14 protein-coding genes are annotated in these 18132 nt (G+C 37.7%); 4 read left to right on the top strand and 10 right to left on the bottom strand.

What is annotated here, in order from left to right; all coding sequences use genetic code 11:
- Positions 1–48 precede the first annotated feature (48 nt).
- The 6 genes from BN986_RS16325 to fumC all read right to left on the bottom strand — a co-directional run bounded on the left by BN986_RS16325 (position 49) and on the right by fumC (position 8665).
- Positions 49–243 (bottom strand): alpha/beta-type small acid-soluble spore protein, encoded by a 195-nt coding sequence (locus BN986_RS16325; protein WP_040981996.1) that lies wholly within the window; start codon positions 241–243, stop codon positions 49–51.
- A 510-nt stretch (positions 244–753) separates the two neighbouring features.
- Positions 754–1917, bottom strand: coding sequence for a M20 family metallopeptidase (locus BN986_RS16330; RefSeq protein ID WP_040981998.1), 1164 nt, complete (start codon positions 1915–1917; stop codon positions 754–756).
- A 74-nt stretch (positions 1918–1991) separates the two neighbouring features.
- Complete coding sequence (locus BN986_RS16335; RefSeq protein ID WP_040982000.1) at positions 1992–3137, bottom strand: Glu/Leu/Phe/Val dehydrogenase dimerization domain-containing protein; 1146 nt, start codon at positions 3135–3137, stop codon at positions 1992–1994.
- Between the two features lie 254 nt (positions 3138–3391).
- Positions 3392–4906, bottom strand: a complete 1515-nt coding sequence (locus BN986_RS16340) for an aldehyde dehydrogenase family protein (protein ID WP_244445017.1) — start codon at positions 4904–4906, stop codon at positions 3392–3394.
- 121 nt (positions 4907–5027) lie between these two features.
- Positions 5028–6776, bottom strand: a complete 1749-nt coding sequence (locus BN986_RS16345; protein ID WP_244445018.1) for a thiamine pyrophosphate-binding protein — start codon at positions 6774–6776, stop codon at positions 5028–5030.
- A 503-nt stretch (positions 6777–7279) separates the two neighbouring features.
- Positions 7280–8665, bottom strand: coding sequence for a class II fumarate hydratase (gene fumC, locus BN986_RS16350; protein ID WP_040982007.1), 1386 nt, complete (start codon positions 8663–8665; stop codon positions 7280–7282).
- 148 nt (positions 8666–8813) lie between these two features.
- Here fumC and BN986_RS16355 point away from each other — a divergent pair, with 148 nt between their 5' ends.
- A complete protein-coding gene (locus tag BN986_RS16355) occupies positions 8814–9728 on the top strand; it encodes a zinc dependent phospholipase C family protein (RefSeq protein ID WP_040982009.1) in 915 nt (304 codons plus the stop codon).
- A 57-nt stretch (positions 9729–9785) separates the two neighbouring features.
- Here the strand turns inward: BN986_RS16355 and BN986_RS16360 are convergent, their stop codons facing one another.
- Positions 9786–11096 carry an MFS transporter gene (locus BN986_RS16360; protein ID WP_074435694.1) on the bottom strand — a complete coding sequence of 437 codons (1311 nt, stop codon included), beginning with the start codon at positions 11094–11096 and terminating at the stop codon, positions 9786–9788.
- A 1280-nt stretch (positions 11097–12376) separates the two neighbouring features.
- On the opposite strand from BN986_RS16360, the gene BN986_RS16365 reads away from it, so the two are divergent.
- Positions 12377–12931 carry an NUDIX hydrolase gene (locus BN986_RS16365; RefSeq protein WP_040982011.1) on the top strand — a complete coding sequence of 185 codons (555 nt, stop codon included), beginning with the start codon at positions 12377–12379 and terminating at the stop codon, positions 12929–12931.
- Between the two features lie 283 nt (positions 12932–13214).
- Here BN986_RS16365 and BN986_RS16370 read toward each other — a convergent pair whose 3' ends face one another.
- Both BN986_RS16370 and BN986_RS27120 read right to left on the bottom strand, forming a co-directional pair.
- Complete coding sequence (locus BN986_RS16370; protein WP_040982013.1) at positions 13215–13451, bottom strand: IDEAL domain-containing protein; 237 nt, start codon at positions 13449–13451, stop codon at positions 13215–13217.
- Between the two features lie 78 nt (positions 13452–13529).
- Positions 13530–13685: a hypothetical protein gene (locus BN986_RS27120; RefSeq protein ID WP_157037087.1), complete on the bottom strand. Its 156-nt coding sequence runs from the start codon at positions 13683–13685 to the stop codon at positions 13530–13532.
- Between the two features lie 189 nt (positions 13686–13874).
- Here BN986_RS27120 and BN986_RS16375 point away from each other — a divergent pair, with 189 nt between their 5' ends.
- Both BN986_RS16375 and nhaC read left to right on the top strand, forming a co-directional pair.
- Complete coding sequence (locus BN986_RS16375) at positions 13875–14756, top strand: cation diffusion facilitator family transporter (protein WP_040982015.1); 882 nt, start codon at positions 13875–13877, stop codon at positions 14754–14756.
- A 457-nt stretch (positions 14757–15213) separates the two neighbouring features.
- Positions 15214–16578: a Na+/H+ antiporter NhaC gene (gene nhaC, locus BN986_RS16380; protein ID WP_040982017.1), complete on the top strand. Its 1365-nt coding sequence runs from the start codon at positions 15214–15216 to the stop codon at positions 16576–16578.
- 55 nt (positions 16579–16633) lie between these two features.
- On the opposite strand, the gene map is transcribed toward nhaC, so the two are convergent.
- Entirely contained in the window at positions 16634–17386 is a 753-nt protein-coding gene (gene map / locus BN986_RS16385; RefSeq protein WP_040982019.1) for a type I methionyl aminopeptidase, read from the bottom strand.
- Positions 17387–18132: the final 746 nt, after the last annotated feature.

Consider the following 18132-nt stretch of genomic DNA (forward strand, 5'->3'; position numbering starts at 1 on the left):
CTCATGATAAGTTCCCCTTTTTAGCCAGTAATATTTTATTTAATAAAATTATTTACCATGCATTTGTTGTTGAGCAGTTTGTACTAGACGCTTTGTGATTTCTCCACCTACAGAACCATTTGCACGAGAAGTTGAATCTGCACCAAGGTTTACACCAAATTCTTGAGCGATCTCATATTTCATTTGATCAAGAGCTTGTTGTACTCCAGGCACTACTAATTGGTTTGAGTTGTTGTTTGCCATAGTTATCACCTCCTGTACAAATATCATCTGCATTTTTGCCGAAGTTATGATAGTTAATTATTGGTAATAGCGATGGGAATAAATATCTTCTTTAGAGGATCGTGAGAAATTAGCCGAAGTTCCTTTGAGCAAACCGTTTTCTTATGCTTCCTTATCATCTAAAAAGATGTAAAGAAACCTTGAATTATTCAAAGTTTCTTTACATCTTTTATAGAATAAAACCTCATCTGTTTGATAAAACGAAACTTCATTCAGTGGGAGTTTTTCGACGCACAACTCTTTACGATGGGACGAGTAATCGCAGTCCCAGTCCCAGGACGTCGCGAACTTAATCTGCTTCCTTCATTCTCCCACGGAGTTAGCCTAAGTGATTCAGGGAGTTAGCGCCCGTTATCTCCCGCCTAAATCAATTTATTTTCCCTCTTTATTTGGAGGCGGGAGTTTTACGGGCGGTTCTCCGTGATAAAAGTACTGTAAAGATAGCCCTATATCTTTTGAAAGGCTTACTTATTAAGATTTCTTATCCTCAAATTCTGCTCTTATTTTTTCTAATAATGCAGGATCGGATAATACATCATAACCTGTACAAGCTAATGCTAATGCACCATCAAGCAAAGCTCTTTTCCCAGTTGCACTAACCGTCTGACTTGCAAATGCTTTGGTATGCAGTACCAGCGATGGATCACCAATTCCAATTGAAGGATGAATTGCCGGTACAACTCTGCTAACGTCACCCATATCCATAGAACCTTTCAGGAGCTGTGCGGGATATACCGTTTCATTGGTTATCATTTTTAAATTTTTTGTAAATATATCTGAAAGCGGCTGATTCGTGATCATATTATTATAACCAATTTCATATGCTGATATTTCAAGTGCTGCACCTGTCATTAATGCAGCGCCTTCTGCAATCTGAATAACTTTATCTTTGGTTTCATCTAATATATTGCGTGATTCCGCTCGTATATAAAATTGTGCCACCGCCAAATCTGGTACAATATTCGCTGCTTCTCCACCATTCGAGATGATTCCATGTATACGAACTTCACTTGGTAAATGTTCTCTTAAAGCATTTATCCCATTGAATAATTGAATAATACTATCAAGCGCATTAATTCCTTCTTCAGGAGATGCTGCTGCATGAGCCGCTTTCCCTATGTATTTAAACTGGAGTGCATCATTTGCCAGTGAAGCTCCACTCTCTCTGGATACACCTTCAGGATGAAGAAGCATGGCAACATCTATTTCATCAAAGATACCTTCCTTACTCATCGGTACTTTTGCTCCATTTGTTTCTTCTGCAGGCGTGCCAAATACAATTATTTTCCCACCTGTTTGATCAACAATCTTACTTAATGCAATTCCAGCACCAGTACTCATTGTTCCAATTAAATTATGGCCACAGCCATGACCAATTTCAGGCAAAGCGTCGTATTCTGCCAAATATGCGATTACAGGGCCCGGCTTTCCACTGTCATATTCTGCTTGAAATGCAGTCGGGCGATCAACAATATTAGTCTCCACTTGGAAATGATGCGCTTTTAGCAAATTTGTCAAGAGCTTCATGGATTCAAATTCTTCATCTCCTAATTCCGGGTTGTCGTACATTTTTTTACTTATGTCCCATAGCTCTTGTTGAATCTCGGCCAACGTCTCTTCTAACTTTTCCATCATTTTAACCGCTCCTCAACTTTTTATTTGCCGTTGAAAAAATAGAGAACGCATTACGGTGCGCTCTCTACTGTCTTTTAATATTCCAACAAATCGCTTTTCCCTGGTTGAAAAAGTTCATTTGCGACTTCTCTCTGATACCTCTGCTGTTTGCTTGCTTCTGTAAATAAACGTTGAACATTTTTTCTGCACAGCTGTTCAATATCATCAATCACCGCTTGCGGAGTCGGATCTACAAGTCCGAATACAACGACATCGTAAGCACGTACAGATCCTAAATTCACCACATAATCATTGACTAAATGAATCCCTTTTTCTTTAATTATTTTGTCTCCCTCACTTGAAATCGGAATGTTTGCTGCTTCTGCAATTAAGCTTGCATTGACCTTATCAGCGTTAGATTCGTTAATGACATCCTCTAATGCGCAAGGAATCAGAATATCTGTATCTACATCCAGCCATTCATTATTTGGTCTAACACGATAATTGGAACCAAAATAATCCTGATCCATTTCACCGTATTCATTTTTATGCTCAATCAAAGAGGGTATATCTAAACCTTCTTCACATGTTACCAATAAATTGGCATCGGAAATACCCACTACTTTATAGCCAAGGTGATGTAATTTTAATGCACAGCTGGCACCAACACAACCAAACCCTTGAATAACTACTTTTGCTCCATCTTTTCCACTTGTATATTTCCATGCTTCATCAGTTGCAAATGCAGCACCGTAACCTGTAACAATATCATTTAAAAGAAGCCCGTCCATTTTTTGTGTTAATAAATAATCATAATCTTTTATTCCCTTTAAGACAACAGGATCTTCCTTCATGGCTTTTGTCAAAGGGATCTCAATCCCAAATTCGTGAAATACTTCCAAAATAACCTCGTATTTTGTTCCTAGATCATTGCCCAATGACACGCCGTTATCAATATACGGCATCATAGCGATTAAGAATCTTTTTAAGACACCAGGTGCTTCAGGAGACTTATAATCATAAGCAATTCCTGCCTTACAGCCACCTGTTGTTTCCGACTCACTGGCTACATATTTATATGCCATCGCTTCAGCCAGTCGAATCACTTCTTCTTTGGTTACGGAGGGGTGCATTCTTGTTCCGCCGCCAGAATATCCTTTTTTCAGATTCTGAACAACAAGCCAGCCTTGCGCATCCGTTTCTGTATCATTCCATTCTACGACTATATATGGTTTTAACATCTCTCTTCTCCTTTATAGAGGATGTTCAAAAAGTCCAATAAAAATGACACGGCGAATTTCTGCGTTGACGTGTTATTTCCGATACTCACGTATTATAAAGCATAGAGGAACTTCTACTAAGAACGCCCACGTCCTGTGGGCAACGTAGAAGTCACCACATCCTGTGGAAGTCCGTTCGGAAATAACACGTCGCCTTGAACTTCTTGGTCCTGTTTATCGGCCTTTTTGAACACGCACTTATATATTCTTTCAAATTATTTCTTACCTTCAAACCAGTCAAGCTGCTCTGCATTCATACTGATATTGATTTGTTTCGTTTCTTGATACTCATCCAAACCATACTTTCCGAGGCTTCTTCCAATACCGCTTGTTTTGTATCCTCCCCAAGGCGATTGGACGCTGGATAAATGATAGTTATTTACCCATGTGATGCCCGCACGCACCTTTTTAATGACACGAATAGCTTTGGCCTGATCTTGGGAAAATACAGCACCTGCAAGCCCATAATCGGTATCATTTGCAAGGTGAATAGCATCTTCCTCTTCTTTAAATGTTTGAATGACAACCACAGGACCGAAAATTTCTTCACGGACAATGCGCATATCACTGGTTACATCTGTAAACACTGTCGGCTCGATAAAGAAACCTTTCTTCAAATCCACTTCTTCCATTCGACTTCCACCTAAAATTAGACGTGCTCCCTCTTCTTTCCCGACTTGGATATAGTCTAAAATGCTATTCATATGCTTTTCACTGACAATAGCTCCCATTTCTGAATTCACATTATTCCCGGGACCTACCTGAATCGTTTTCGCTTTTTCTAAATATTTTTCAATAAATGACGCATAGATATCTTCCTGCACAAGCAGACGGCTGCCTGAAGTGCAAACTTGTCCTGCCCCCATAAAAATACCAAATAAAGCATAATCAACCGCTAAATCAATATCTGCATCATTAAAAATAATATTTGGCGATTTTCCGCCAAGCTCAAGAGAAACTTTTTTCAAATTTCCTGCTGCAGCCTGCATAATTCGCTGTCCGACTTGCGTGCTTCCGGTGAAGGATACAACATCTACACCCTCACTCTCAGCAATCGTTTGTCCAACAACAGATCCTGTTCCCAGCAACAGTTGTGCAACGCCTTTAGGCAAATCGGTTTGTTCAATAATTTCATAAAGTTTAACTGCTGTCATCGGCGTAATTTCCGCTGGTTTTAAAATAATGGAATTACCAGCTGCCAGCGCAGGTGCTATTTTCCATACACTCATCAAAATTGGGAAGTTCCACGGTACAATTAAACCGGCTACTCCCATCGGCTCTTTCACAATCATCGTTTGCAAATCTTTTTCAGCCTCAAAGGTTTCATCTGTTTGATTTTGTAACAGGCTGGCGTAGTAACGGAACGTATTTAGAGCATCCGTCACATCTGCTTCTGCTTCTCTTATTGTTTTACCATTATTCATCACTTCAAGCTCTGTCAGCTCATTCAAATGTGCTTCTATCCCATTGGCAATTTGCAATAATACTTCTGCTCTTTCTCCAGGTGTCCGTTCTGACCAAACTCCACTTTCAAATGTGCTTTTAGCAATATGAATTGTTTTTTCTGTTTCTTCTTTTGTCGCCTTTGGAGCTTTGGCAATGACTTCTTGATTCGCAGGGTTGATCACATCCTGCGTTTCTGGATTAGCAGAATGTATCCATTCTCCATTTATAAACAGCTTTAAGTATTTTGTCATATCCCATTCTCCTTTGATAAAACGAAACTTCATTCAGTGGGAGTTAGCGCCCGTTATCTCCCGCCTAAATAAATTTATTTTCGCTCTTTATTTTGAGGCGGGAGTTTTACGGGCAGTTCTCCGTGATAAAATCTTTTCTGACATCAGGATCTTATTATTGGTGTGGACGGAATGACTGAATATACTCTGGTGAATCTTCATATTTCAAGTCACCAATCTTATCCGTATCAACAACAACCATATAGGATTGATTACTAGACAGGGCCTTTGCCAGTACTTTATCAAACTCGTTGATCGAAGCTGCTTTTTCTGCTTCAAATCCCATTGATTTTGCCATCATAACAAAATCAGGATTTTTCAAATGAACAGCTGTTTGCCGGCCGTACGCTGCATCCTGATAATATTGTAAAATTCCATAGCCGCCGTCATCAAAAAGTAAAACAATGATTGGCGCATCTTCCTGAACAGCGGATATCATCTCTCCCGCATTAACCATAAATCCTCCATCACCCGCTATTAGAACCACCGGTTTTTCTGGCTGTGCTACTTTAGCACCTACTGCCATAGGTAATCCCTGTCCAATTCCTCCACCGGTCATATGTAAATAATTCCCAGGCTCATGGATATCTACGAGTTTGTTTCCCCATATATATCCGTGCATCGTTACATCTGTTACTAAAATCGTATTTTCAGGCAGCTGTTCATTCATAACACGGGCAAATTCCCCATAAGGTTGAATTGTCTCAATTAAATCATTGCGAACCGCTTGGCGACATTCCTTTACTTCTTCAACATATGAGCTGTCTAATTGAATTTCTTTTTCTTCAAGCGCTCTATTAATTGTTTGCAAAACATCCTTGGCATCACCAATTAAACCGTACTTTGTATCATAATTGCGGTTAAACGCGTGTGGATTCAAATCAATATGAATATGATTTTCTGGTAAAGGAAGCGTTCCTTCTGCTGTTTCCGTTTCACGAAATCTTACGCCAATACTAACAAGCAGATCCGATTTTTCCAAAAGCTCGGTAAATTGTGGTGTTGCAGCGAAGTTTCCAATACAAAGCGGGTGATCTTCTGAAATAGCACCTTTACCAGATTCGCTGGTCACCACCGCAGGCTGAATTTTTTCCACTAAAGTTAAAAGCTCTTCGGATGCACCAGAATGAATAATCCCATCTCCAGTCCATACAATCGGTCTTTTAGCGGAGGCAATCGCTTTAATAATTTTATCAGGCACTGCTATTTTCATGTCTTGCGGCTCTATTGTTGTTTCAATAAACTGATTTTCCGGAATAATTTTTGCCTGAAAATTCGTTGGAATTGATACGGTGACCGGTCCCTTAGGAACTTCCAGAGCTTCCCTGATGGCAGTCTTCATAAAAGGTGTAATCTGATGAGGCAATCGCAATAAATAAGATGATTTATTAGCACCATCCATCATTTTTTGCTGATCTTTACATTCATGAATGTATCGTAAGTCTTTTCCAATGTAGTTATAATCTGCTTCTCCGGTAATATGAAGGAGTGGTGTTCCTGAATTCCAGGTTTCTGTTAAAGAGCCAGCTCCATTTCCAGCTCCTGCTCCCGTACTTGTAAGTACAACACCCAGTTTACCTGTTGTTCGAGAATACGCATCAGCCATATTAACAGCTCCGCTTTCTCCACGCGCAGTCGCCATTCGAATCGAACCTTCTTCTAACAAAGCCTCATAAATAGGCATATTATGGATACTAACAATTCCGAAAATTGTATCCACTCCTGCTTCAACAAGTTCTTTTACGATTGCGTCTGCAACGGTCCATTTTTTCTGAATCATTATGATAAACCTCCCCTTACTGTCGGTATCTGTCCGTTTATCACCTGTTTCATCATCTTCTCTTTTACATTGAATAAATTCCATATTACACTCTTCTGATTAATACCCATGTTAATCTTTCTTCCCCTTCAAATGTTTGAAGAGGACAACTGCTTATTAAACTATAATTAATCCTTTTCCCAGACAATAAAGTTCATCTTCCACCGTGAAATCAATGAAGATGTATTCTTTTTATGTATCTTACAATCAGATTCAAAGAAATCACTATCTAAATATTCTAATGTAAAACCTCTCTTCAAAAATAATGGAGAGAGGAAAATAAGAGATTAATTAGAGATGTGACAAACAAAACTCGACAAATGAATATTTTATTTTAGCTTATAGTACCCTGCAAAAGATTGCAAGGGAAGTGGAGTGTTCCCGATCAAAAATTCCCAGCGATGATGACGCTTACACCATATACAGAGAGTACACCTCTAGAAATCAAAAATTTTTCAAAAAAGTTTTCTTATTTTATTTATTTATCTTCCTTAACCATAAAAAAACTGTCAGATAATCCTAAGATCCGACAGTTTTTTTATTTCTATTTACTTTGGATGTGTCATTTCTTCTGGTTTTACATATTCTTCAAATTGTTCTGCAGTCAACAACCCAAGTTTAACTGCTGTTTCTTTTAATGTAGCATTATCTGCAAATGCCGTTTTAGCGATTTTTGCTGCATTTTCATATCCAATATGTGGATTTAATGCAGTTACTAACATCAAGGAATCTTTTAAGTTCTTTTCAATGTTTTCCAAATTTGCTTCAATTCCAATCGCACAACGCTCGTCAAAGGAAATAATGCTATCTGCTAATAATTGACTCGATTGTAAGAAGTTATACGCAATAACCGGTTTAAATACATTTAATTCAAAGTTCCCTTGGCTGGCTGCAAATCCTATAGCTGCATCATTTCCCATTACTTGGGTTGCAACCATGGTTACAGCTTCACTTTGTGTTGGGTTCACCTTTCCTGGCATAATAGAGCTTCCTGGTTCATTTGCAGGGATTGAAATTTCTCCAATACCACAGCGTGGACCACTAGCTAACCAGCGAACATCATTAGCAATTTTCATCATATCTGCTGCAAGTCCTTTTAAAGCACCATGTGCATAGACCGTTTCGTCATGACTTGTTAATGCATGGAATTTATTTTTAGCAGAAGTAAATGCTCTTCCAGTATATGCTGAAATGGCTTGGCAAACTTTCTCCGAGAAATCTGGATGTGCATTTAAACCAGTTCCTACAGCTGTTCCGCCAATAGCCAGCTCACGAAGATGTTCATTGCTTTCTTTAATCATGGTATATGATTTTTCTAACATACGATGCCAGCCGCTAATTTCCTGGCCTAATGTCAATGGAGTTGCATCCTGCAAATGTGTTCTGCCGATTTTAACAATGTCAGCAAATTTATTTTGCTTTTCTTCAAATGTACTTAAAAGCTGCTTCACAGCAGGAAGAACGGTATCTTCAAGCTTTAATACAGCTGCTACATGCATTGCCGTAGGATATGTATCATTGGAGCTTTGCGACTTGTTCACATCATCATTTGGATGAAGCTTTAATTCGCTCCCCTGCTCTTTCAGCCACTCGTTTCCAACATATGCCAATACTTCATTAACATTCATATTGGATTGTGTACCGCTTCCTGTTTGCCAAACAACTAATGGAAAATGATCATTTAATTTATCTGCTAATACTTGATCTGCAGCATATTTAATAGCTTTTGCTTTTTCTTCCTCCATCAATCCCAATTCAAAGTTAGCGATTGCTGTACTTCTTTTTAGAATTGCAAACGCTTTAATAATTTCAACAGGCATTGTTTCTTGACCAATCGGAAAGTTTTGTTTACTACGCTGTGTCTGCGCACCCCAATATTTGTCTGCTGGAACCTTGATTTCCCCAATTGTATCTTTTTCTATACGATAATCCATCCTAATTCCTCCTTGAACTTTTCCTAGAATCCATATCTAGTGTATCAAATTTTTTGATTTTTTTCGATTTCTTTTTCATGATAAGATAAGGATAAATACATTTATGGAAAACAGCTTATATTTTTCACATAGAAATGAGGAATAAATGATGCCAAATATTTGGACACATATTTTTTTCGCAGAAGACGTTTGTAATTCCTTATCTTATCATGCACATCATTCCCCTTATCGGCATGTCCTGTTTTTAGGAGCTCAAGGTCCCGATCCTTTCTTTTATTATCGGTTTTGGCCATGGTATTCTAATCAAACAACTGGACAGGAAATCGGTAATGCCTTACATACAAAAGAATGCGGTCCTTTTCTAAACCATCTGATAGAAAAAGCTCAGACACAATCAGATGAAGTAAAAATATATGTGCTAGGTTTTATCACGCATCATTTGCTGGATCGCCGTACTCATCCATATATTCATTACCGTGCTGGCTATCAGGGCAGCAAACATCAAAAGCTGGAGACACTTATTGATACAAAATGGGCTTTAAACACTCGCAAAATGGAAGTGTGGAAGCATCCAGTATATGAAGAAATAAATGTTGGCAAAATGTTACCTGCACCCATTCTATACTTGTTAGCTGAAAGCATCCGTAAGTTTTATCCTGCATTATCTTTTCAAGTAAAAGATATTCAAATTGCTTATCAGGATATAGTCACTGCCCAAAAGCTTTTTGCTGATCCCAGCGGTTTGAAGAATAAGATCTTAAAGCCATTTATCAGCTCCTATTCTCATCAACCAGCCAACGAGTATATAGATTATCTGAATGAAGAAAAAACACCTTGGATTCATTCAGCTACAGGCGAAGAACATGAGGAAAGCTTTGAAGAGTTATACACAGACGCATTAGAGGATGCAGTTAGTTTACTTCCTCTCGTTTTGGATTATTGGAATGAAGGTGGAGAATCAGCAAAAGAACAGCTGCGTCGCCGTATTGGAAATATTTCATACGACACAGGAACTCCTTTAGTAAATCACGATATAAACCGTTTCAGTGTACCGATTGTATAATCAAGAAAGCACATACTGTTTTTGTTCTGAGGAACCAGACAGTATGTGCTTTTCTTTTTATTGTGGGCGTATGTTTACTGCCTCGTTTTTATCCGAAGATTTCTTCGCTTCTTCAATTCCCTTATCGATATCTACAAACTTCAAGAGTAGAATTCCAGCAATAAAGAAGAAGATCAACGATAAAATTCCTAAACGGCTATTCCCTGTCAACTGTCCAATAGCCGCAAACATAAATGGCCCGACAACAGCGGCAAACTTTGATGAAATACCGTAAAATCCAAAGAATTCCGCATGTTTACCTGTTGGAATCATTCGGCCAAAGATAGAACGGCTTAATGATTGCGCTCCTCCTTGAACCATTCCTACAATAATAGCTAAAATATAAAAATGCAATGCGGTGTTCATAAAGTAACCAATAATCACAATTCCTAAGTAAATATATAATGTTATAAATAATGCCTTCTTCGCTGTAATCTTTGTTGCCAGCCAGCCAAAAAAGAACGTAAATGGGATACCGACAAATTGTGTAACGAGTAAGGCAATAATTAAATCATTTTGACCGATACCAATCTCGCTGCCATAAACAGTTGCCATTCGGATAATCGTTGAAATACCATCATTATAAAGCCAAAAAGCCAGCAGAAAAATAGCTAACTGTTTAAATTGTTTTATTTCCCGGAAAGTATTCCCGACTCTGGAAAATCCAATGGCTACATATGATTTTTCCCGCTTTACTTTCTCTTTTTTCTCTTCTTTGATATTTTTCAGGAGTGGAATGGTAAAAATCAGCCACCAGACACCTACCGAAGCAAGAGATATTCTGGTTGCCCACTCCGTATCCGCAATCCCGAACCAGGACGGCTTTAAGATCATCATTACGTTCACTGCTAATAATAAACCGCCACCAATATATCCATATGCAAATCCACCGGAAGATACTTTATCTATCTCTTCCTTATCAGCGATCTCTGGTAAAAACCCGTCATAAAATATATTTCCGCCAGAGAACCCGATCGAACCGACAATAAATAATAATGAGGCAAGTAAATAATCTCCTTCACTAATAAATATCATTAAAATACTTGCAATTATCCCCATAAATGCAAAAAAACGGAGAAACTTTTTCTTTGCTGCTGAAAAATCACTAATTGCACCTAAAATTGGTGCAAGGATTGCTACGATTAATACAGAAATAGATTGAGAATACCCCCAGTAGCTCGTTGCCAGGTGACCTTCCAGACCAGATGCAGCAACAGACGAATAATAAACTGGCAGTACAGCAGCCATAATCGTTGTCGCAAAAGCAGAATTCCCAAAATCATACATCATCCAACTGCGCTGTATTTTCTTTCTCGATTTTCCGTCCACCTTATCCCCCTCCCTTTACTTGCATTATAATGGATTTATTTGGTTAATCCTATCTATTTTTTTAATTTAACCTTATTTCTTAAAAAACCTATTTTCCGTCTTTTTTACATAAGAATATATTTACATGAATGTTTTTACAACTGTTTTTTTTTACTTTGTACTTACAAAAAGGTAATCACTGTTAAATAATCAAGAAAATTCTTTTGTTAACATTTCAACCTTCGAACCGCAAAAAATAACTTCATTTCCATAGAAACAGGAGTTGATCATTCCTTTGATAACTCCCTTGCCAAAGGATAGAAGGTGAGGTGTAAAATACCGCTGCGGCGGACCGTTTTGCTTTCCTAGGGGCACGCTCTTCAGCTAACTTTTGCCAAGAAGAACGCTTGGCAAAAGTGGATCTTCAGATGGTGCTGATCCCTCAGGAGTCAAAACGGTCCGCCTCCGCTAGTTAGATGTTCTATACGTGAAATAGCTGAACAAATAAAAGTAGATCAGGCAGAACATATTTTTTATGCTGCATGGTAAAAGTTCCACCAAGATTACTTTCTGTGCATGAAAGCTATTCCTGTTGTTAATTATCCATGCTGTTTTGATTCGAACTGCTAAACCATCCATTTGAAATAACGGAATGATCGTGTCATCAAGCGTTAGAGAAACTATTTCGTCCACCCCAACAGGATGTTATTTCTTATATTCGCTGTAGAATCCTAATTAAGCGGAGGCCAACCACGGAGACAAGTGGTTGGCAGGCTAAACCCGTGACTCCTGGGACTGCGATTACTCGCCCCATCGAAAACATTTGTACGTCGGAAAGCGGAGTGGTTGGACGGAGCGGAAGCTATACACTATCATTCGTTCAAAAAAAGCTGATTTAACTAAAAAGCAAGCACAATAATGAAGAACTCGATAATCCTGAAATAGCAAGATATATATACTTATTCTTAGGTGCGAAAATTGAGTTAATATTATAAAGCTGAAAACAACGATTGCTCAAACTGATAGAAAGACCATTATAGTTTAAATATTTTTAAAAAGAAATTTCATCCTATGGGAGTTTTGCTTCAATGTTGTCAGATTAGTGCGACCGATACCTCCCGCCTAAATAAATTTATTTTTACGCTTTACTTTGAGGCCGAGGCTTTACGGACGATTCTCCGTGATGAAATTACTAATATATGGTAGAATAATTTTTGTGAAATATTTCATCTAAACCGACAGGGAAAGCTTAATAAAAATAGTGACCTTATAAAAGACATCATAAAATTTGGAGGTTAATTATGGAGACATGGAAAAGATTAAAATCAGAGTATTTGCACAAAAGTCCATTCGGAAATATTAGAAAAGATACTTGTCTGCTTCCCAATGGTATTGTAATTGATGATTATTATGTCAACGAATACTCTGATTGGGTTAATGCGGTTGTAATAACAAAGGAACTCCAAATTGTGCTTGTTGAACAATATCGTTATGCAGGAGAAGATTTTTTCCTGGAAGTCCCTGCTGGAAAAAAAGAAGGAAATGAAACTCACGAAGAAGGGTTAATTCGAGAAGTAAAGGAAGAAACAGGCTATACTTCTTTAAGAAGACCTATTTTCTTAGGTGAATTTATGGTAAATCCAGCAACACAAAACAATACAGTTAAAACCTTTCTAATACTAGAAGCTTTTAAAGCATATGAGCAAGACTTAGATGATACAGAAGAGATAAAAGTTAAATTGTTTGAATTCGATAACTTTGGAAATCAAATCCTTTCAAATAAAATCAAAACACAGTTATTTACTGCAAGCGCTTATTTTATGGCAAAAATTTTTATTACAGAAAATAATTTATAAGAATTCCAAGAAAACCGATGTTCCTGCCAAATAAATCTCCGCTGCCTAAAACTGCTTTTCTCGTGCAACAGCTTTAGCCACAGGGAAAAACCACTTCCTGCTCAGGTCTGTTCGTTTTTTCCAGCAGGAATCGTCTTCTCTCCCCCCATCTAAGAAGAAATGTGTTTCATTCTTTTTTATTCTATTAAAAAAGGTACAGGTGCACGCAGTCTCCAGCACCTATACCTTTTATCACGGACAAATGCCCGTAAAAACTCCCACTGTGTGAGGTTTTGTTTTATATTCAATCTTCCCATACATATTGTTTATAAGCTTCACTATATTGTTTAAAATCTGTATAATTATTTGTTTCAATGGCATGATTAATTTTTTCTTCCAAGTGAGATTTATTCCAGTTAAACACGAGCTCGTCCAGTAATAATTGTGCAGTCAGTTTCTCTTCAAATGCCAACTCTTTTCGTGCTGTTAATGGCTCTCCTACGTATTGAAAAAAGCGGTAAACGACTTTTTCTTGTTTCATGGAAGATTCCCCCTTAAAGCCTTTTAACCATTATGCACAAACTTTCTATAAATTTCAACTATAAGATATTTTAAAATTTTATTTTCGATTCATAGTTGCCATACAGGTGATCAAAAAATAAATCCATTTTTGAATAACCTTTCTTTTTTCTGAATCATTTTTTATATAAATAGAAACAATAAATACTGCCAAAATAATGATTGTTTCCCCAAGGAAAATATGCTTACAGCTCACAATAACTCTTCCTGGGGTCTCTTATGTTTCTCTAGACCCACCGGCACTTGATTTGGTAGACTATATAAGCTGACCTGAAATGGTATCAAAATATATACAGAAGATGTTTACAGTTCATTTATAAAAATGGCAAAGTGAACTTTGAAATACTTATGACAGAGTGAATTTTTAAATATGGTGGGATAAAAAATGAATAATCATAATGAAAACTTAAAAAGTGGAGAAAAAGGCGCCTGGCTCAGTATCATTGCCTATATCTTTTTGGCTATTCTAAAGCTTTATATTGCTTCTATCGGAAATTCGGAAGGATTGCGTGCGGATGGTCTGAATAACTTTACAGATATTATTGCTTCGATTGCTGTATTAGTTGGTTTAAAAATAGCCGTCAAACCTGCAGATTCTGTACATCGTTATGGTCATTACCGTGCGGAAAGTATTGCTTCTTTATTTGCTGCTTTTATTATGATGTTTATTGGACTTCAAGTAATATTTACTGCAGGCCAGTCGCTTTATGCTTCTGAGTATGAGCAGCCGGATATGCTGACAGCCTGGGTGGCCATATTTGCCGCTTTTGTTATGCTGGGTGTTTTCAGCTATAACTTGAAACTGTCCAAAAAAATCGGAAGCAGTGCTCTCTATGCTGCAGCAATGGATAATCGTTCTGACGCTTTTGTAAGTATTGGTGTTTTTATCGGTATTATCGGAGCACAATTTGGACTTTTCTGGCTGGATCCGGTTGTAGCTATTTTGGTTGGATTAATCATTTGTAAAACAGCCTGGGATATTTTTAAAGATTCTACCGTGACATTGACAGATGGGTTCGATTATAAAAAATTAGATGAGATGAAGGAAGCAATCCGAACATTTAAGAATGTACGGGATGTTGTGGATATTAAAGGACGGATTCACGGAAACCAGGAGCTTCTGGATATTACTATCTTAGTAGATGCCAGGCTGAATGTAGCAGATAGTCACGCAATCACAGAACATATTGAGGATTATCTTTATAAAGAGTATGGAATCAATCACGCATTAATTCACATTGAACCTTATGAAGCAGATAAAGAATAAAACAACTTATAACCATAAAACATCTAACAACTCCCCTTTTCGCCGGATATTCGCATATTAGCTTATCTTTGATTTTAAGGCAGCACCTTGCCTTATCTAAATCTCTTATTGACAACTCGAGTAAATTAATTGTATAGTCATTATTAACAATTCTATCGTTTGACAGTAAAAGTCCGCAGTAAATCATTATATAACAGTGATCAAGAGACAAGGTGGCTGGTGAAAACCTTGGTGTATAATCGATTGAATTACAGGCTTTGTAATCATACTTGTCACTGTAATCAAGTGAATGCGTGTATTTGGGCATTAACTAGGGTGGTAACGCGGAGATAACACTTCGTCCCTATCAGAGGGGCGAAGTTTTTTTATTGGTTTAAAACGATAACAATGCATTTTATATGCTTTTATAAAAAATGAGTCATATCTTATGCGTATACAAGCCAAGGAGGAAATAAAAATGAATTCAATTAAGGCACAACATAATCCTTCATTAGCAGTCTCCGTCATTTTTCTTATCCTGATTATAGCAATTATCAGTTTTTTCATGATTGGTCTGGAAGCTGCACCTCACATACCTATTCTTATAGCTATATTTATTTTAATCGGCTATGGTTTATGGAATAAAATCAGTTACCAATCCTTGCAAAAAGCAATGGGATTAGGTGCCGGATCCGCAATGGGAGCGGTATTCCTATTCTTTGTAATTGGTATTTTAATTAGCAGCTGGATGATCAGCGGAACAATCCCTGCTTTAATGACAACTGGGTTATCCCTGATTTCGACTACGTGGTTTTATGCGATTGTCTTTGCGATTACCGGAATTATCGGCATCTCTTTAGGCAGCTCCCTGACCACTACAGCAACTGTCGGAGTTGCCCTGATTGGAATGGCCGGAGCAATGGATGCTTCTTTAGCAATTACAGCTGGAGCAATCGTTTCTGGAGCTTTTTTTGGTGATAAAATGTCACCTTTATCGGATACAACGAATCTGGCTTCAACGATTGTTGGTGTAGATTTATTTGAGCATATTAAACATATTAGCTTAACGACGATTCCAGCGTTTATTCTATCGTTCATTGCTTTTGCAATACTTTCACCAAGTGACTCCTATGCGAGCAATAACATTGCCCAGTATCAAGATGCGCTGCAAGCCACTGGGCTGATCCATTGGAGTTCCTGGATTCCATTAATTATCTTGATTGTTTGCACAATTTTTAAACTTTCCGCTTTCTTATCACTATCTATCAGTAGTGTGATTGCAAGTATCATTGCGATTGCTTTTAACAGGTTTTCTTTAAGCGAAATTCCTGCAATATGGTTAGGTGGACATCCTGGAGGATCAGATTTTGAACCTGTAAATGAATTAATAACGCGAGGCGGTATGGAAGATATGTTTTTCACCATTACTCTCGTACTCCTTGCTTTAAGTTTTGGCGGATTATTATTTGTTACAGGGATTTTACCGACCTTACTCAAGACGCTGCAAACAAAACTTCGAAGAACAAGATCCATTATCGCTTCGACAGCTGGTACAGCAATTGGTGTCAATGTCTTCATAGGAGAGCAATATTTATCTATCCTCTTAACCGGCGAAACGTTTCAGCAAATTTATGAAAGAGCCGGCTTAACGAAAAAAGCATTAGCCCGAACATTAGAAGATGCAGGAACAGTAATTAATCCGCTTGTTCCTTGGAGTGTATGCGGCGTATTTATCGCCGATGTTTTAGGTATTCCTGTACTGACATACTTGCCATTTGCATTTTTCTGTTTGTTAAGCCCGCTTATTACTATTTTATTTGGAGCAAGAACAGCTAAAAAATAAGATGAAAAGAAATAAACCCTCATGAATGATACAGATCATTCATGAGGGTTTATGTTTACTTGTCTTGCTCCGTTAAAATAATCGGATCTTCCTTCGTAACAACAATTTGGTGCTCAAACTGTGCAGAACGTCCTTTATCAATTGTTCTGGCAGTCCATCCGTTATCATCCATCTTACTACGCCAGTCACCTTCATTAATCATTGGCTCAATCGTAATAACCATACCTTCTTTTAAACGAATGCCTTTATTGGGCAAACCGTAATGCGGCACGTGCGGGTCTTCATGAATTGTAGGTCCAATTCCGTGACCAGTGAAGTCACGAACGACAGAAAAACCTTCCGTCTCTGCATAAGATTGAATCGCGTGCCCAATATCTCCTAAACGGTTACCATGTTTTGCCTGGGCAACTCCTTTATATAGTGCTTCCTTCGTTACTTCAATTAGCTTCTGTCCTTTTTCATCTACATTCCCCACAGCATAGGTCCATGCAGAGTCAGCTAAACCTCCGTTTAAATTAACGACCATATCAATCGTTACAATATCCCCATCTTCCAGTGGTTTCTCCGTTGGAAATCCATGACAAATTTCATCATTCAACGAAGCGCAAATTGCATAAGGATAACCATTATAACCTTTTTGCTCTGGAGTCGCTCCATGTTCTTCCAGAAATTTTTCCACGAATTTATCTAACTCCAGTGTGGTGACACCTGGCTTAATACGTTTTGCAAGTTCTTTATGTGTAGCTACAAGCAAATCAGCTGCTTCTTGCATTTGCTGTACTTCTCGTTTACTTTTTCTAGTTATCATTTACTTTACTTCCTTTCTAAATTCTATATACGCAATACTATAAGGGAAATCAATTAAATTATTTTAAATAATGTTTCATATCTACAGTCCATTGTAAATTCTAACACAACCATTCTGAAACGAACAGTATATTACCTTCATCTGCACAGTAACTATAGATGTAATTGCTAACTTGGAATTTGATCGTTCCAAGAAATCACCTCTCTTTAATATATTATGAAACTCAACTTTCGCACCTAAGAATAAGCATATATATCTTGCTATTTCAGGATTATCGAGTTCTTCATTATTGTACTTTTTTTGAACGAATGATAGTGTATAGCTCCCGCTCCGGCCAACCACTCCACTCTGATAAAATTATACAGCGAATGACAGAAATAACATTTTGATGAGTTGGACGAAATAATCGCTTTGCAGTCTCTATAAACAATCATTCCTGTATTTTAAATGGTTGGTTTAGCAGTTCAATTCAAAACTGCATGAATCGTTAACATCAAGAACAGCTTTCATACACAAAAAGTAATCTTGGCTGAACATTTTTACGATGCACTACGAAAAATCTCTTCTGTCTGATCTACTTTTATTTGTTCAACTATTCCACGTATAGAACACCATACTAGCGGAGGCGGACCGTTTTGACTCCTGAGGGATCAGCACCATCTGAAGATCCACTTTTGCCAAGCGATCTTCTTGGCAAAAGTTAGCTGAAGAGCGTGCCCCTAGGTAGACTAAGAACGCAACGTCCT

The organism is Oceanobacillus jeddahensis (assembly GCF_000750635.1).
GTDB lineage: Bacteria > Bacillota > Bacilli > Bacillales > Amphibacillaceae > Oceanobacillus > Oceanobacillus jeddahense.

Bases quoted from the DNA above. Each gene is read 5' to 3' on its own strand.
- BN986_RS16325 (WP_040981996.1), bottom strand. From the start codon at position 243: ATGGCAAACAACAACTCAAACCAATTAGTAGTGCCTGGAGTACAACAA.
- BN986_RS16330 (WP_040981998.1), bottom strand. From the start codon at position 1,917: ATGATGGAAAAGTTAGAAGAGACGTTGGCCGAGATTCAACAAGAGCTA.
- BN986_RS16335 (WP_040982000.1), bottom strand. From the start codon at position 3,137: ATGTTAAAACCATATATAGTCGTAGAATGGAATGATACAGAAACGGAT.
- BN986_RS16340 (WP_244445017.1), bottom strand. From the start codon at position 4,906: ATGAAGTTTCGTTTTATCAAAGGAGAATGGGATATGACAAAATACTTA.
- BN986_RS16345 (WP_244445018.1), bottom strand. From the start codon at position 6,776: ATGGAATTTATTCAATGTAAAAGAGAAGATGATGAAACAGGTGATAAA.
- fumC (WP_040982007.1), bottom strand. From the start codon at position 8,665: ATGGATTATCGTATAGAAAAAGATACAATTGGGGAAATCAAGGTTCCA.
- BN986_RS16355 (WP_040982009.1), top strand. From the start codon at position 8,814: ATGCCAAATATTTGGACACATATTTTTTTCGCAGAAGACGTTTGTAAT.
- BN986_RS16365 (WP_040982011.1), top strand. From the start codon at position 12,377: ATGGAGACATGGAAAAGATTAAAATCAGAGTATTTGCACAAAAGTCCA.
- BN986_RS16370 (WP_040982013.1), bottom strand. From the start codon at position 13,451: ATGAAACAAGAAAAAGTCGTTTACCGCTTTTTTCAATACGTAGGAGAG.
- BN986_RS16375 (WP_040982015.1), top strand. From the start codon at position 13,875: ATGAATAATCATAATGAAAACTTAAAAAGTGGAGAAAAAGGCGCCTGG.
- nhaC (WP_040982017.1), top strand. From the start codon at position 15,214: ATGAATTCAATTAAGGCACAACATAATCCTTCATTAGCAGTCTCCGTC.
- map (WP_040982019.1), bottom strand. From the start codon at position 17,386: ATGATAACTAGAAAAAGTAAACGAGAAGTACAGCAAATGCAAGAAGCA.